This window comes from Alcaligenes parafaecalis, assembly GCF_026344135.1.
GTDB classification, from domain to species: Bacteria; Pseudomonadota; Gammaproteobacteria; order Burkholderiales; family Burkholderiaceae_B; genus Alcaligenes; species Alcaligenes parafaecalis.
This window is the reverse complement of sequence record NZ_JAPKNA010000004.1, coordinates 303,812-318,589: the sequence shown is the minus strand read 5'-3', so window position 1 is coordinate 318,589 and position 14,778 is coordinate 303,812. Positions and strand designations below refer to the sequence as shown.

General features: G+C 57.1%; 13 protein-coding genes. 11 read left to right on the top strand and 2 right to left on the bottom strand.

The features are described from left to right. The first annotated feature begins 44 nt into the window (after positions 1-44). The 11 genes from OSH09_RS14370 to OSH09_RS14320 all read left to right on the top strand — a co-directional run bounded on the left by OSH09_RS14370 (position 45) and on the right by OSH09_RS14320 (position 12,052). The gene (locus OSH09_RS14370; protein WP_266121359.1) at positions 45-917 is read left to right on the top strand and encodes a transporter; all 873 of its coding nucleotides are present in this window, start codon (positions 45-47) and stop codon (positions 915-917) included. A 31-nt stretch (positions 918-948) separates the two neighbouring features. Beyond that, positions 949-2,121, top strand: coding sequence for an amine dehydrogenase large subunit (locus OSH09_RS14365; protein WP_266121358.1), 1,173 nt, complete (start codon positions 949-951; stop codon positions 2,119-2,121). 1 nt (position 2,122) lies between these two features. Next, a complete protein-coding gene (locus OSH09_RS14360) occupies positions 2,123-2,665 on the top strand; it encodes a MauE/DoxX family redox-associated membrane protein (protein WP_207873053.1) in 543 nt (180 codons plus the stop codon). A gap of 9 nt (positions 2,666-2,674) precedes the next feature. After that, complete coding sequence (gene mauD, locus OSH09_RS14355; RefSeq protein WP_207873054.1) at positions 2,675-3,316, top strand: methylamine dehydrogenase accessory protein MauD; 642 nt, start codon at positions 2,675-2,677, stop codon at positions 3,314-3,316. Further along, positions 3,300-3,851 (top strand): methylamine dehydrogenase light chain, encoded by a 552-nt coding sequence (locus OSH09_RS14350; protein ID WP_108728244.1) that lies wholly within the window; start codon positions 3,300-3,302, stop codon positions 3,849-3,851. Before mauD ends, OSH09_RS14350 begins: the two co-directional genes overlap by 17 nt. Positions 3,852-3,987: 136 nt before the next feature. After that, the gene (locus tag OSH09_RS14345; RefSeq protein ID WP_207873055.1) at positions 3,988-4,488 is read left to right on the top strand and encodes a cytochrome c family protein; all 501 of its coding nucleotides are present in this window, start codon (positions 3,988-3,990) and stop codon (positions 4,486-4,488) included. A gap of 117 nt (positions 4,489-4,605) precedes the next feature. Continuing rightward, the gene (locus OSH09_RS14340; protein ID WP_207873056.1) at positions 4,606-5,556 is read left to right on the top strand and encodes an AraC-like ligand-binding domain-containing protein; all 951 of its coding nucleotides are present in this window, start codon (positions 4,606-4,608) and stop codon (positions 5,554-5,556) included. Between the two features lie 115 nt (positions 5,557-5,671). Then, positions 5,672-6,475 carry a hypothetical protein gene (locus OSH09_RS14335; RefSeq protein ID WP_207873057.1) on the top strand — a complete coding sequence of 268 codons (804 nt, stop codon included), beginning with the start codon at positions 5,672-5,674 and terminating at the stop codon, positions 6,473-6,475. 31 nt (positions 6,476-6,506) lie between these two features. Beyond that, entirely contained in the window at positions 6,507-7,583 is a 1,077-nt protein-coding gene (hemE, locus tag OSH09_RS14330) for a uroporphyrinogen decarboxylase (protein WP_207873058.1), read from the top strand. A gap of 285 nt (positions 7,584-7,868) precedes the next feature. Next, positions 7,869-9,962, top strand: coding sequence for a primosomal protein N' (locus OSH09_RS14325; protein WP_207873059.1), 2,094 nt, complete (start codon positions 7,869-7,871; stop codon positions 9,960-9,962). A gap of 14 nt (positions 9,963-9,976) precedes the next feature. Then, a complete protein-coding gene (locus tag OSH09_RS14320; protein ID WP_266121357.1) occupies positions 9,977-12,052 on the top strand; it encodes a UvrD-helicase domain-containing protein in 2,076 nt (691 codons plus the stop codon). 266 nt (positions 12,053-12,318) lie between these two features. Here OSH09_RS14320 and OSH09_RS14315 read toward each other — a convergent pair whose 3' ends face one another. Beyond that, positions 12,319-12,555, bottom strand: coding sequence for a hypothetical protein (locus OSH09_RS14315; RefSeq protein WP_022983381.1), 237 nt, complete (start codon positions 12,553-12,555; stop codon positions 12,319-12,321). A 744-nt stretch (positions 12,556-13,299) separates the two neighbouring features. Next, a complete protein-coding gene (locus tag OSH09_RS14310) occupies positions 13,300-14,772 on the bottom strand; it encodes a glutamate synthase subunit beta (protein WP_266121356.1) in 1,473 nt (490 codons plus the stop codon). Positions 14,773-14,778: the final 6 nt, after the last annotated feature.

The following is a 14,778-nucleotide window of genomic DNA, read 5'->3' as shown; positions in this document are numbered from 1 at the left end:
CACAATAACGATACCGTTCGCGCCTTCTTCGAGGAGACAAAATAATGTACGCAATAGTGCAGCGGACCGCTCTGGCCTTGGCCTTGAGCGGTGTCAGTGCCGGGCTTGCCCATGCAGGCGACCCCAGTGCTCGGGATTGGATACCTGCTCCGGTAGGGACCAATGTGTTGGCCGTCTACATGATGGGCCTGAAGTCGCACGGTTTTTATGATAAGGGTTCACGTATTGGCGATAGCCCCAAGCTTAATGTGCAAGGCATGATTTATCGCCAGATGCATTTTCGCGAGCTGGCCGGTAAAACGGTGCAGTACGAGCTGATTGTGCCCGGCTTTCGCAATACGCTGGATGTGCCCGGGAAAGACCGTGATCGCATGACAGGGATTGGCGATGTGACAGCCGGTGCCGCCGTCTGGTTGCATAACGATCCTGAAAACCGTTTCTGGTTTGCCTGGGAGCCCTTTATTACGGCTCCTACCGGTCGTTACCACGGCTCGCACGCGGATGTGTCCTCGGGCAAGAACCGCTGGAGCACCATTCAGGACTTTGCGATTGTGAAAGGCTTTGGCGAATCCTCCTTTGTGGAAGGCGTGGCGGAGTTCGAGTTCTTTGGCAATAACAAGAACTACTACGGTCAGACCCTGAAAAAAGACACGGCAATCCGCCTGATGGCCCTGGTTTCAACCAACCTGACTGAAAAGACCTATGTGGGTCTGCGCTACCGCTATGAAACCGGCGGGCGCGAGCGGGTTAATGGAAAAACCACGGTGACGCGGGCACGCAACCACCAACTGGCGGCTGAAATTACGCATCAGCTTACCGACGCCCACCAGGTGCAATTGCAGTATATCCATGATTTGAAAGTCGAGAATGGCCCGCGCATGCGCGGCCTGCAATTCCGTTATGCCTATGCGTTCTGACAGCGTGGACGCCCATGAGGAGAGACATCCAATGAAGTCTAAATTTACATTAACGACCGCCGCCGCCATGTTGGGGTTGATGGTTCTGGCCGGTGGAGCGCAAGCCCAGGACAAGCCGCTTGAGGTCTTGACCGGTGGCCATAGCGTGTCTGCCCCCCAGGCAAACCGTATCTATGTCATGGACTCGGTGTTCAACCACCTGACCGAAAGCCGTGTGCATGTCTATGACTACACCAACGGCAAATTCCTGGGCATGGTGCCTACCGCGTTCAACGGCCATGTGCAGTTGTCCAACGACGGCAAGAAAATCTACACCATGACGACCTACCACGAGCGCGTCACCCGCGGTAAGCGCTCGGACGTGGTGGAAGTCTGGGATGCTGACAAGCTGACCTTTGACAAAGAAATTTCCCTGCCGCCCAAGCGTGTTCAAGGCCTGAACTACGATGGCATGTTCCGTCAGACCACTGACGGCAAATTCATCGTGCTGCAGAACGCCTCGCCTGCGACTTCCATCGGTATCGTGGATGTGGCCAAGGGCGACTATGTGGAAGACGTTACCGCTGCTGCTGGTTGCTGGAGCGTGATCCCTCAGCCCAACCGCCCACGCAGCTTCATGACCATTTGTGGCGATGGTGGCTTGTTGAGCATCAATCTGGGCGAGGACGGCAAAGTTGCCAGCCAGTCGCGCAGCAAGCAGATGTTCTCGGTCAAGGACGACCCGATCTTTATCGCTCCTGCCCTGGACAAGGATAAGGCTCACTTCGTGTCCTACTACGGCAATGTCTACAGTGCTGATTTCAGCGGAGACGAAGTCAAGGTAGACGGTCCCTGGTCCTTGCTGACGGATGAGGACAAAGCCAAGAGCTGGGTGCCTGGTGGCTATAACCTGGTGGGTCTGCATCGTGCCAGCGGCCGCATGTACGTGTTCATGCACCCGGATGGCAAAGAGGGCACACACAAGTTCCCTGCAGCCGAAATCTGGGTCATGGATACCAAGACCAAAAAGCGCGTAGCCCGCATTCCCGGACGTGATGCCTTGTCCATGACCATTGATCAGCAACGCAATCTGATGCTGACACTGGACGGTGGCAATGTGAACGTCTATGACATTAGCCAGCCTGAACCCAAGTTGTTGCGCACCATTGAAGGCGCCGCAGAAGCTTCCTTGCAAGTTCAGTTTCACCCAGTTGGGGGTGTCTGATATGGACCCGGTCCTGACCTATGCCAGCCTGGCTTGCTTGGCCGTGCTGATGGGACTGGGGGCGCTGGATAAACTGCGTCACTTCAGCCTGTTCGAGGCAGCCGTTGGCGGTTATCGATTGTTGCCGGAAGTGTTGTTACGACCGTTCAGTGTGCTGTTTGTGGCGGCCGAGGCGCTGAGCGCGCCCTTGCTGCTGTGGCCAGCCAGCCGTTCGCTGGGGGCCGCTCTGGCTCTGTGCGTGCTGTTGGTGGCCACCAGTGGCATTGTGATGAACCTGCTGCGTGGCCGTCGCGATGTCGATTGCGGCTGCTCCGGGCTGGGGGAGTCTTCGGGTGGTTTGTCCTGGTGGCTGGTGGCCCGCAATGCCTTGTTGGCAGCGCTGGCCGTGGCTAGCGGTGACTGGGCCATCAGCAGTGCCCGTGAACTGGTCTGGATGGATGGTTTGACCTTCTTTGGTGCCACCCTGGCCTTGCTGGGCCTGTACTACGCGGCTAACCAGTTGATCGAATCCCATCTGAAATTCCAGAAAATGCAGAATTCTTAGGAGACCTAAATGACCGCTTTAATGATTTCTAACGTCATTTTATGGGTAATCGTACTGGCCCTGGTGCTGGTTGTACTTGCCCTGTCGCGCCAGATTGGCGTGTTGTATGAACGGGTTGCCCCTATGGGTGCCTTGACTATGGATAAAGGCCCGCAAGTGGGGGATGCGGCTCCGGTCATGGAACTGCAAGACCTGCGTGGTCGCACCGTTTCCGTGGGTGTGGCCGGTCCGCGCAGCCAGTTGATTTTCTTCATGTCGCCTACCTGCCCGGTGTGCAAGAAGCTCTTGCCGATTCTGAAGTCCATCCAGGGCTCGGAAGGTCAGTGGGTCGATATTGTGCTGGCCAGTGATGGCGAGATGCCCGAGCATCTGGCTTTCTACCAGAAAGCACAGTTGGATCATTTCCCTTACGTCTTGTCCACGCAGTTGGGCATGGGCTTTCAGATCAGCAAACTGCCTTACGCCGTGCTGATTGATGAAAGCGGTGTGGTGCGTGCCAAGGGTCTGGTCAATTCGCGTGAGCAGTTGGAAAGCCTGTTCAACGCCAAAGACCTGGGTGTGGCCTCGGCGCAGGAATATTTGGCCGGTGACTCGGGCATGAAGCAAGTGCAGGTATCACGAAAGGAGAACGTCAATGCGTTGGCTGGATAAATTTGGGGAGAGTCTCTCCCGCTCTGTGGCTCACAAGACCTCGCGTCGCAGCGTGCTGCGCTCGGTGGGTAAATTAATGGTCGGTTCGGCCTTTGTGCTGCCCGTATTGCCCGTGGCTCGCGCTGCCGGTGGTGGCGGCAGCAGTAGCAGTGGTGCCGATCACATCAGTCTGAATCCCGATCTGGCGAGTGAAGACGAAGTGAACTCCTGCGACTACTGGCGTCATTGCGCGGTGGACGGGTTCCTGTGCTCTTGCTGCGGCGGCACCACCACGACTTGCCCTCCGGGCTCGACACCATCGCCCATCTCCTGGATCGGTACGTGTCACAACCCGCATGATGGCAAGGACTACCTGATCAGCTACCACGATTGCTGCGGCAAGACCGCTTGCGGCCGTTGCCAGTGCAATACGCAAACCCGCGAACGTCCTGGCTACGAGTTCTTCCTGCACAATGACGTGAACTGGTGCATGGCGAACGAGAACAGCACCTTCCATTGCACGACGTCTGTGCTGGTTGGCTTGGCCAAAAACTAAAAAAGGCTCCGGGGCTGCCCGGGCGATGCAAGAACCTGTCGTCTTGACACGTTCTTTCGCCCTGCGGGCAGACCCAGGCGTTGAACAAGGTGCCGGACAGCCTGGATGGGGTCCGGTCACTTAAGGAGGCATCACTGTGTGGACATCTTTGCGCCTGGCCTGTTTGAGCGCCGTACTCCTGGCGTTTACGCCTTGGGCCCATGCCCAAGAAGAGATGGCCGGAACGGGCGATTACCTGCAAAGCTCCCAGGCTTTTAAAGACTATATGCTGCAATGTGCAGGCTGCCATCGCTACGATGGCCAGGGCCTGACGCATCGCGGAATCCCCAATTTCAATCAGTCCATTGGCTTGTTTACACGCTTGCCCGCTGGGCGGGACTACATGATACGGGTGCCCGGTGCTTCGCAATCGCAGTTGGATAATGCGGATCTGGCCCGGGTGCTGAACTGGATTGTGGCTAAATTCAGCCCCGAAGAAATGACACCCGAATTCCGACCCTTTACCTCTGCCGAGGTCGGGGCGTCACGACGTCATCGTTTTGATGATGTGCTCAAGGCGCGTAACGAATTAACCGTCCAGATGAACAGCATGGGTCTGGAGCCTGCTCCCTACCTGTACGGGTCCATGGAACGCTGATACAGCGGGTTAACGACCGTAGACGCTTGAATTTTTTAGGGCTATAAGAAAAGGGGGGCGTATCATGCCTCCCACACCGATCAATAGCGTTGGCCGCAAGGGCCCCAGGCAATGTCTATGTTATTGCGCACTCCCTCTGCTTCTTTCAAGAGCCTGGCTGCTTGGCAGGAAGTGGTGTGCGCGTATTTTGTGCCTTTGGAAGTCCAGCCTGAGTCGTTGCGGGGCTTTTCCAACCGTGCAGCCACCGATCGTATGGGCTCAGTCGATGTCATGGAACTGTGTACCAGCGCTCAGCGCGTGCGGCGTACACAAGCCTTGGCCAGCCAGTCTGAACACGCCCTGTACAAAGTGACATTGCAGATCAGCGGCAGCAGTCAGATCGAACAAGACAATCGCAGTGGTATTTTGCGTGCTGGCGAGTGGGGGATTTATGACACCACCCGCCCTTACGAAGTGTCTGTGCAGGATCAATCCCACTTTCTGGTCTTGCAGTTCGAGGAAGAGCGTTTGCTGCCTTGGCTGCCCTGGTTAAGCGATGCGGTGGCGCGATCCTTTTCAGCCACCACAGGCCCGGCCCGGATTGCTATGGATATGCTGCGTTTGGGCTTGCAGGAGCGGGGGCATTTGTCGCCCTCGGCCTTGAGCGAGCTGTCCCAGACCGTGATCCGCATGATGGCGCTGAGCCTGGCCGATGGTCGCCCGGTGCCCACCGAATCCGCCCTGGATGAAGTGCGGCGTGGCCAGTTGCTGCAAATTCAGCAATACGTGCAAGATCATCTGGGGGATACGGGCTTGAATGCCCAGTCCCTGGCCTTGCAGTTTCGGATTTCCCGCCGTTATCTCTACAAGCTTTTCGAGCTGTCCGGCCAAGCGCCTGCTGACTACATCATGGCCGCCCGATTGGAACGTGCTTGTCAATTATTGGTGGATGGCAAACCGGGTCGGCAGATCAGCGAACTGGCCTGGCAAATGGGCTTTTCCGATGCCGCCGTGTTCAGCCACGCCTTTCGGCGACGCTACGGCGTATCGCCCAGCGAATGGCGTCGCAGCCGCATTTGCGGCGATTAAGTACAGCTACGTAGACGCAACTCCGACTTATCGCAAACAGCTCGGATTTCTATTCTAGAAGCTCATGATTTTGGGGCGACCGGTGTGGTTCGCCCGGCTTCTCAAGGACAGTCTGATGCGTTTACACCTCGATTGCGCTTTGCTGCATACCCAGCCCTCGTGGGCCCAGAATTTGCTGGCCATCATCCCGCCCTGCGAGCGCCTGCAATTACAAGTTCTGCTGGCCCCGCCTTCTCCCCATCCCGATCAGGACTATCTGTTCTTACGCCGCTCCGCCACCTTGCTGCTGCGTTTTGATGCCTGTCTGATTCCCATCGAAGAGGCCACCTTGATCCATGTGCGCCGTGCGCTATCCGCTGCCCAGGGCCTGTTGCCCGTGCCGGTATTCGGTTTGGTGCGCGCAGCCATCAAGGCGGCCGCCTTGACGGATCTGCTGGAACTGGGTCTGGCCGACTACGTCCGTGAGCCTTTATGCCTGGATGATTTGCGCGCCCGCATCAATCGCCAACGTTTGCAGACGTCTTCCCACGCTTTGAATGAACCGGGGCTGTCGGGTCGGATACACTATAGGGTGCAGGAAAACCAGGATCTGGTCCTGCACCCCGGCCCAACGGAGCAGCATCTGTCGCAAACTATCTTGCAACAGGAAGGGACGACGCTGGAAGCCTATGCCGCTGCGGTAGCTTCGCGCTACGCCAGCAGCCAGGAATCCTTCAAAGTCGCCAAGGGACGGATAGTGGCCCGCTTTGAGCAGGCCTATATCCATGCCGCCCTTGATCGCCATAGCGGCAATATCGCCATGGCGGCCCGCTCCGCGCAAAAGCACCGGCGTGCTTTCTGGGCACTGATGCGCAAACACCATATCGATGCTGCACGCTTTCGATCCGCGTCAAACCCAGACGACGAACACGATGGTTAAAATTAACAGGCATTTTTCAATAGGGATTGCCGTGTCTTTACCTCAATTAAAAAACGATGTTTTCCTGCGCGCGCTGTTGCGTGAGCCTGTGCCTTACACCCCCATCTGGCTGATGCGCCAAGCGGGGCGTTATTTGCCTGAATACAATGCCACCCGTGCCCAGGCCGGTTCCTTCATGCAATTGGCTCAAAATCCCGAATTTGCTTGTGAAGTGACTCTGCAGCCCCTGCGTCGCTTCGATCTGGATGCGGCCATTCTGTTTTCCGACATCCTGACCGTGCCACACGCTATGGGTCTGGGTCTGGATTTCGTCGCTGGCGAAGGCCCGCGTTTTGCCCGTCCCGTGCGTAACGAAGCCGACGTCATGGCGCTGGAAGCTCCAGACATGTCCAAGCTGCAATACGTGTTCGACGCTGTGTCCCTGATCCGCAAGGAACTGGACGGCAAAGTACCGCTGATCGGTTTTGCAGGCAGCCCCTGGACCATCGCCTGCTACATGGTTGAAGGCCAGGGCTCGGACGACTACCGTCTGGTGAAAAGCATGATGTATCAGCGTCCGGACCTGATGCACCGCATGCTGGAAATCAATGCCCAGACCACCCAGGACTACCTGAACGCGCAGATCCGTGCCGGTGCACAGGCTGTAATGCTGTTCGATAGCTGGGGCGGCGTCTTGTCCGATTCCCTGTTCCAGGAGTTCTCCCTGGCTTACACCCGTAAAGTGGTCGACGGTCTGATCCGTGAACACGACGGCAAGCGCGTACCCGTCATCGTCTTTACCAAGGGCGGCGGCATGTGGCTGGAAGATATTGCTGGCTGTGGCGCTGATGCCATGGGTGTGGACTGGACGGTGAATCTGTCCCGTGCGCGCGCTCGTATCGGTGACAAACTGGCCCTGCAAGGCAATCTGGACCCCATGACGATGTTCGGTGGCGAAGAAGCCATCCGTCGTGAAGCCCGTCGCGTTATCGACGACTTTGGTCCTGTGGGTCAGGGTGGTCACGTGTTCAACTTTGGTCACGGTATCTCGCGTTTCACCGACCCGGAAGCCGTGGGCATTCTGGTCGATGAAGTGCATTCCTACAGCCGTCGTCACCACAGCGTTTGATCTTCTTTGCGCACGGGCTATCGCAGCTTGTGCGCAAAGTTATGCACACAGATACGTCCGGGTTTGAGGCCTTTATATTTAAGGTTTAATTTCAATACCCAGTTTTAATTATTTGATTTCTCTGCGTTTTATTCATATTTCAGAGAGATTGATAACTAAATTGTATCTGTGCTTGCTTCTTTGTATTTTTTGTTCATACCATTTTCCCCAAAGTTATCCACAGGTGGCTAAGCTCTTGACTTATCAGGCTTTCAGCCCGGCCAGCCCTTTTTTGAATCACCATCCATGACCGCCACTCCTGACGCTATTTCTGCATCGGCAAGCACTGGACCTTTCTGGTTGCATGTGGCTTTGGACGTGCCTCTGGATGGGGTGTTTGATTATCAGCACCACGAGCCGGTACTCGTCGGTCAACGGGTCATTGTGCATTTTGGACGGCGGCAAATGATAGGCGTTGTGGTGGCCTTGCCCGAGCAGCCCTCTTATCCGCCCGAGCAGGTCAAGGCAATTGATCAGCTGCTGGACGACTTGCCGCCATTTCCCACCGATTGGCTGCGTATGGCGCGTTTTGCGTCTGGCTACTATCACCGTCCGCTGGGCGAAGTCATGATGCCCTCCTTGCCGGGGCCGCTGCGCAAACCCTCTGCCTATCTGGGCAAGCGGTCCGCTGGGGGGCCGGTGCTGCGCATGGCCAAGCGCAAGGAAAAGCAAGTAGACCCGGTGGATAGCGATGTTCTGCCGGTTCTGAACGCCGAGCAACAGGCGGCGGTGGACGGCATTGTGGCCGCCAAGCCGGGCAGTTGCATGCTGCTGCACGGGGTCACGGGCAGTGGGAAAACTGAAGTTTATATGCGGGTGCTGGAACAGGTGCTGGCAGAGGGGCGCCAGGTCTTGTTCATGGTGCCGGAAATCAATCTGACGCCTCAGTTCGAGCAGGTCCTGCGTGCGCGTCTGGCCCGTGTCTTGCCGGGCGATGTCCTGGCTGTCTTGCATAGCGGCCTGTCCGAAGGCGAACGGCTGCGCTCCTGGTTGCGCGTCAATAGCGGTCAGGCCCGCATTCTGTTGGGAACGCGACTGTCCATTTTTACGCCCATGCCAGAGCTGGGCCTGATTATTGTGGACGAGGAGCACGACGCTTCTTACAAGCAGCAGGACGGTTTGCGCTACTCCGCCCGAGACCTGGCAGTCTGGCGCGGTCATGATCTGAAAGTACCCGTGGTGCTGGGCTCGGCCACCCCTTCGCTGGAAAGCTGGAACCACGCCCGACAGGGGCGCTATAGCCTCTTAAGTCTGCCCAAGCGGGCCCGCGACGTGTCACTACCGCGAGTGCGTCTGGTCGACACTCGACATCTGCGGCTGGAGTCGGGTTTTTCGCCACAGCTTCTGGATGCTTTGGAAGCGTGTCTGGAGCGGGGCGAACAGTCCCTGGTGTTCATAAACCGGCGCGGTTATGCGCCTGTGCTGCATTGCGCTTCTTGTGGCTGGTTGTCTCAATGTCCACGCTGTACGGTCTATACCGTGCTGCATAGGCAAAATGGCTTCAAGCATAATTTGCAGTGCCACCACTGCGGATACCAGGCCCCCGTGCCGCGCGCTTGCCCGGATTGTGGCGACCAGGATTTGCAGCCCATGGGCCGGGGTACACAACGTATTGAAGAGTTCCTGGGCGAGCGCTTCCCCAATGCTCGTTTGGTGCGGATTGATGCGGACAGCACGCGCCTGAAGGGGAGCGCACAGCAATTGTTTGAGCAGGTACATGCTGGTGAAGTGGACATCATGGTGGGAACACAGATGGTCGCCAAGGGCCACGACTTCACCCGTTTGAGCGTGGTGGGCGTACTGAATGCCGACGCCACGTTGTTTGCCCATGATTTCCGTGCGCCCGAGCGCCTGTTTGCGCAATTGATGCAGGTGGCAGGCCGGGCAGGCCGTCACACCGAAGGGGCGGATGTCATCATCCAGACAGGCTATCCCGAGCAGGCCGTTTATCAAAGCCTGATCAAACACGATTACATCGGCTTTGCCCAAAGTGCTTTGAACGAACGCGAATCCGTAGGTTTGCCGCCTTTTGCTTATCAAGTGCTGTTGTCGGCAGAGGCGCCGCAACTGGCAGATGCCATTCGTTTGCTGACGCAGGCACGGCGATTGCCCGAAGAATATCCCAACGAATTTCCCGGCGCGGATCAGGTTTTCCTGTACGATCCTGTGCCTTTACGCGTTTTGCGTGTCGCCAAAGTGGAGCGCGCCCAATTGCTACTGGAAAGCGCCCATCGCCCGGCCTTGCAGGCCTTTGTACGACACTGGGGGCCGCAGGTCGCCCAATTGGCCAAGCAGCATAAAGTGCGTATTACGATTGAGGTCGACCCTCTCGAAATTTAAGGCCAGTTAACACCATGTCCACCTCCGTTAATACCCCAGGCCATACCGTCCCCACCGACCTGAACGCCATGCAGCGTCAGGCGGTGTTGTATATGGACGGACCTTGTCTGGTGCTGGCTGGGGCGGGCAGTGGCAAGACACGTGTGATCACGCAGAAAATCGCCTATTTGCTGCGCGAATGTGGGTACACGGGCCGACAAGTGGTGGCGCTGACTTTTACCAATAAAGCCGCGCGTGAAATGAACGAGCGGATTCGCGCCTTGGTAGACCCCAAGCTGCTGCGTGGTCTGACGGTCAGCACCTTCCACTCTCTGGGCTTGCGCATGTTGCGCGAAGAGGCCCAGCACGTAGGCCTGAAACCGCGCTTTTCCATTCTGGATTCCAACGATGCCTTGGCGATTATTCAGGAGCTGCTAGCCACTACGGATAAAGGTCGCCTGAAATCCGTCCAGCAGGAAATTTCCCTGTGGAAAAACGCTCTGATGGGGCCGGACGATGCAGAGCGTGCCGCCAACTCACCCAGCCAGATTGAAGCCGCGCGTATTTATCGCGATTACGCCGCAACCCTGATTGCCTATCAGTCGGTGGACTTTGACGACTTGATCCGTCTGCCCGCTCAATTGATGGAAGACAATGAGGAAGTGCGTGAGCGTTGGCAGCGTCGGGTGCAATACTTGCTGGTGGACGAGTATCAGGACACTAATCTGTGCCAATACCGTCTGGTGCGCTCTCTGACAGGTCACCGCAATATGTTTACCGTGGTGGGGGACGATGATCAGGCCATTTACGCCTGGCGTGGCGCCACCGTGGAAAATCTGGCGCAATTGCCCAGCGATTATCCGGATTTGAAAGTCGTGAAACTGGAGCAGAACTATCGCTCGGTGCAACGGATTTTGCAGGCCGCCAATAATGTCATTGGCAATAATCCTGTGGTGTTTGGCAAGAAGCTCTGGTCCGATCTGGGATTTGGTGAGCCCATCCAGGTTCATGTCACGGACGACGAGCAGAACGAGGCGGACTCGGTCGCCATGCGGATATCGGCAGAGCGCTTTGAGCGACAGGCCGAATGGCGGGATTTTGCTGTGCTGTACCGGGGCAATCATCAGGCCCGGATTTTTGAGCAGGCACTGCGTAATCTGCGTATTCCCTACACGATCTCGGGTGGTCAAAGTTTCTTCGACAAGGCAGAGATTCGCGACATCCTGTCGTACCTGCGGATTGTTGCTAATGACGATGATGATCCCGCTTTCATCCGCGCGGCCACCACACCTAGGCGGGGGATTGGGCAAGCGACTCTGCAGGTGCTTGGTCAGTTTGCAGCAGAACAAAAGCTGTCTTTGTATGCCGCCGTTTCACAAATAGCCCTGACCGACCGCCTGCCCGCACGGCAGTTGGAGCCCTTGAGTGTGTTTGCCCAATTCATTGGTCGCATTCAGCAAAGAGCGGACCGGGTAGAAAGCGATCAGGAAGGGCACGATACGGCCGTCAGCGAATTGCTGGACGAGCTGTTGAGGGCGATTGATTACGAACGCTATCTGTACGATATGTTCGATGAGCGTCCTGCGCAGACTCGTTGGGAAAACGTGCTGGAGCTGATTACCTGGTTGAAATCCAAAGCGGCAGACGATCAGTTGAGTCTGAATGATCTGGTGCAACGCGTTGCTCTGATCACCATGCTGGAGCGTGGCGAGGACGAGGACCCGGATGCGGTCAAGTTGTCCACGCTCCATGCGTCCAAAGGTCTGGAATATCCGCATGTGTTTTTGGTAGGGGTGGAGGAAGGGCTGCTGCCGCACATCGGGCGCGATGACGAGGATATAGACCCGGATAAAGAAGCGGATATTCTGGCCCAGCGTATTCAGGAAGAGCGGCGTCTGATGTACGTGGGTATTACGCGTGCTCAACGCAGCTTGCGCTTGAGCTGGTGCAAGAAGCGCAGGCGCGCACGCGAAAATCTGGTGCGGGAACGGTCGCGCTTTATTGATGAGATGAAGATCGAAGATCCAGGTGCTCAGGAAGATCCGGCTCAGGCGGCGTTAAGTCCCAAGCAGCGGCTGGATATGTTGAAGAACTTGTTGAACAAGTCTTGAGCAGTTTGCCTCGTCCGAGGACGATTTAGTTCTTTGCTTATGTTTTGAGGCACCGTAGTTTTACAGGCCGGCTTTTGCTGGCCTTTTCTATGTCTGCATGACTAGAAAAAAGCGTCCGTTGCCAAGACCCATCGTGATCTACGCATCCAGGTGCATAGTCGACACACTGCATTGGCAAATGCAGAAAAAACAAAAGCCTGCTAAATCAGCAGGCTTTTCAACATCAAGCGGTGTTTTGCTTGAGCGTTACAACGGTGATGCGTGGCTTACCAGTAGCTGGCCGACATGCGGGAATCGCGGATGCGGGCTTCGTTCAAGGCACGGGTCAGTTCGACCATGTACTTGAACACCACGTTTGCGGCTTTGGAAACTTGTTTGGCCGCTGCTTTGGTCAGTGCAGTTAAAGACACGGATTCACCATTTTCCAGGGCATGCTGCATTACCCCACGCTCAACAGCATCACTCCAGTGAATGTAGTGCGAGTAAGTGGTCATGGTAGACATTTGCTTTCCCTTTAAGGTGAAGGTCTAAGTTACGAATCCTCATTATAGGGTTTTCCCTAGTCGAAAATCAAGGGTAAACCCTAGGGAGCGGATTGGCCTGTGGTTTTTAGGGGAAAACCCTAGGGTTCTTTGGAAAGGGAAGTTAAATCAAAGGCTTATGGGGGTGGGGTTTGTGGGGTTTTGCGGGTTTTAGGTGGGGGATGGCTTCCTTGCGGCAGCCCTTGCTGGCTTGAGGCTGGGTCGGAGCGGAAGCTTGCCGGTGCTGCGCACCGGTGCCCTTGTCTGGGGCTGTTGTAGGGCGCACCTTGAACTCGTTCGGTGGTTTGTCCCCCGGACAAACCACAAGCGTCGAACTCAAACAGCAAGGTGCTTGCATCCCTACAACAGCCCCAGACGGCGGCAAGCTCCCTGAATGCTCCAACCCAGCCTCAAGCCAGCAAGGGCTTCAGAATGGTGATAACCAACAACCACACAACCAACATCCTCCCTTGTTGTCTTTGACCCGCTGCTACACGGTTAGAGTTAGTGGCTATGAATCGCTAGTCTGTAGGCTGATTGCAGACGGCAGACGGCAGACGGCAGACGGCAGACGGCAGACGGCAGACGGCAGACGGCAGACGGCAGACGGCAGACGGCAGACGGCAAACGGCAGGTGGGGTAACGGGCGGGGGGCATCCGCCCAAAGACAAACAGCCAGCCGTTTATCGCGGCTGGCTGTTTGTTTACTCGTACTGCCAAGAGGGCTTAGCGGGGAAGCGTCGAACTCCCCATCAGGAACTCGTCTACGGAACGGGCGCACTGGCGGCCTTCGCGGATGGCCCAGACGATCAGGGACTGGCCGCGTCGCATGTCTCCGGCTGCAAAGACTTTGGCGCGACTGGTTTGGTAGACGTCTGTGTTGGCAGCGATGTTGCCCCGGTTGTCTGCCTCTACGGCAAAGGCTTCCAGGACTTGGCGCACAGGGGCGGTGAAGCCCATGGCCAACAGGACCAGGTCGGCGGGGAAGGTCATTTCTGATCCGGCGATGGGCGTCATGCTCATGCGGCCTGTTGCTGGGTCGGTTTTCCAGTCCACGCGTACGGCACGCAGTTCTTTGACTTGTCCGTTTTTGCCTTCCAGCTCTACGGTGTTGATCGCCCAGTCGCGCTCGCAACCTTCGTCGTGCGAGGACGATGTGCGTAGCTTCAAGGGCCAGTAGGGCCAGGTCAGCTCGGTGTTTTCCTGCTCGGGTGGGCGGGGCATCAGCTCGAACTGGGTCACTGATTTGGCGCCTTGGCGTGTGCTGGTGCCTACGCAGTCCGAGCCGGTATCGCCACCGCCGATTACGACGACATGCTTGCCTTGGGCGCTGATGGCGGGTGTGCTGCGTGATCCGGCCACTTGCTGGTTCTGTATGCGCAAGAAGTCCATCGCAGGATGTACGCCTTGCAGTTGGCTGCCAGGGGCTTCCAGCAGTCTAGGGGTTTCGGAACCTCCGGCTAGCACGATGGCGTCGAACTGTTGTTCCAGGTCGGTGGGGGACAGGATGGTCAGCCCTGGTTCTTGTGCCGCCTGATCCTGCGCCTGGCCAATGTAGGTGGAGGGGCTGAATTGCACGCCCTCGGCCTGCATTTGTGCGATACGGCGGTCCAGCAGGTGTTTGTCCAGCTTGAAGTCGGGGATGCCGTAGCGCATCAGGCCACCGATGCGGTCGCTTTTCTCGTATACGGTAACGTCGTGGCCCACGCGTGCCAGTTGCTGTGCGCATGCCAGACCAGCAGGCCCGGAGCCGATGACGGCGATACGTTTGCCGGTTTTATGGGTGGGCACTTGTGGCACTACCCAGCCTTCAGCCCAGCCTTTGTCGATGATCGCGTGCTCGATGGATTTGATGCCCACCGGTGCACGGTCGATGTTCAGGGTACAGGCTGCCTCGCAAGGAGCAGGGCAGATGCGGCCGGTAATTTCCGGAAAATTATTGGTGGAGTGCAGTACGTCCAGCGCTTCTTTCCACTGCTGGCGGTAAACCAGGTCATTCCAGTCGGGAATGATGTTGTTGACCGGGCAGCCGTTGTGGCAGAAGGGGATGCCGCAGTCCATGCAGCGGGCGGCCTGTTGGCCTGCCTGCTCGTCGTTCAATACCTGGACAAACTCTTTCCAGTGCTTGACCCGCTTTAACGGAGCTTCTACGGCCTCTTGCAGACGTTGAAACTCAAGAAATCCAGTCGTCTTTCCCATGATGTG

Coding starts and splice junctions, on each gene's coding strand:
- OSH09_RS14370 (WP_266121359.1), top strand. CDS start 45: ATGTACGCAATAGTGCAGCGGACCGCTCTGGCCTTGGCCTTGAGCGGT.
- OSH09_RS14365 (WP_266121358.1), top strand. CDS start 949: ATGAAGTCTAAATTTACATTAACGACCGCCGCCGCCATGTTGGGGTTG.
- OSH09_RS14360 (WP_207873053.1), top strand. CDS start 2,123: ATGGACCCGGTCCTGACCTATGCCAGCCTGGCTTGCTTGGCCGTGCTG.
- mauD (WP_207873054.1), top strand. CDS start 2,675: ATGACCGCTTTAATGATTTCTAACGTCATTTTATGGGTAATCGTACTG.
- OSH09_RS14350 (WP_108728244.1), top strand. CDS start 3,300: ATGCGTTGGCTGGATAAATTTGGGGAGAGTCTCTCCCGCTCTGTGGCT.
- OSH09_RS14340 (WP_207873056.1), top strand. CDS start 4,606: ATGTTATTGCGCACTCCCTCTGCTTCTTTCAAGAGCCTGGCTGCTTGG.
- OSH09_RS14335 (WP_207873057.1), top strand. CDS start 5,672: ATGCGTTTACACCTCGATTGCGCTTTGCTGCATACCCAGCCCTCGTGG.
- OSH09_RS14325 (WP_207873059.1), top strand. CDS start 7,869: ATGACCGCCACTCCTGACGCTATTTCTGCATCGGCAAGCACTGGACCT.
- OSH09_RS14320 (WP_266121357.1), top strand. CDS start 9,977: ATGTCCACCTCCGTTAATACCCCAGGCCATACCGTCCCCACCGACCTG.
- OSH09_RS14315 (WP_022983381.1), bottom strand. CDS start 12,555: ATGTCTACCATGACCACTTACTCGCACTACATTCACTGGAGTGATGCT.
- OSH09_RS14310 (WP_266121356.1), bottom strand. CDS start 14,772: ATGGGAAAGACGACTGGATTTCTTGAGTTTCAACGTCTGCAAGAGGCC.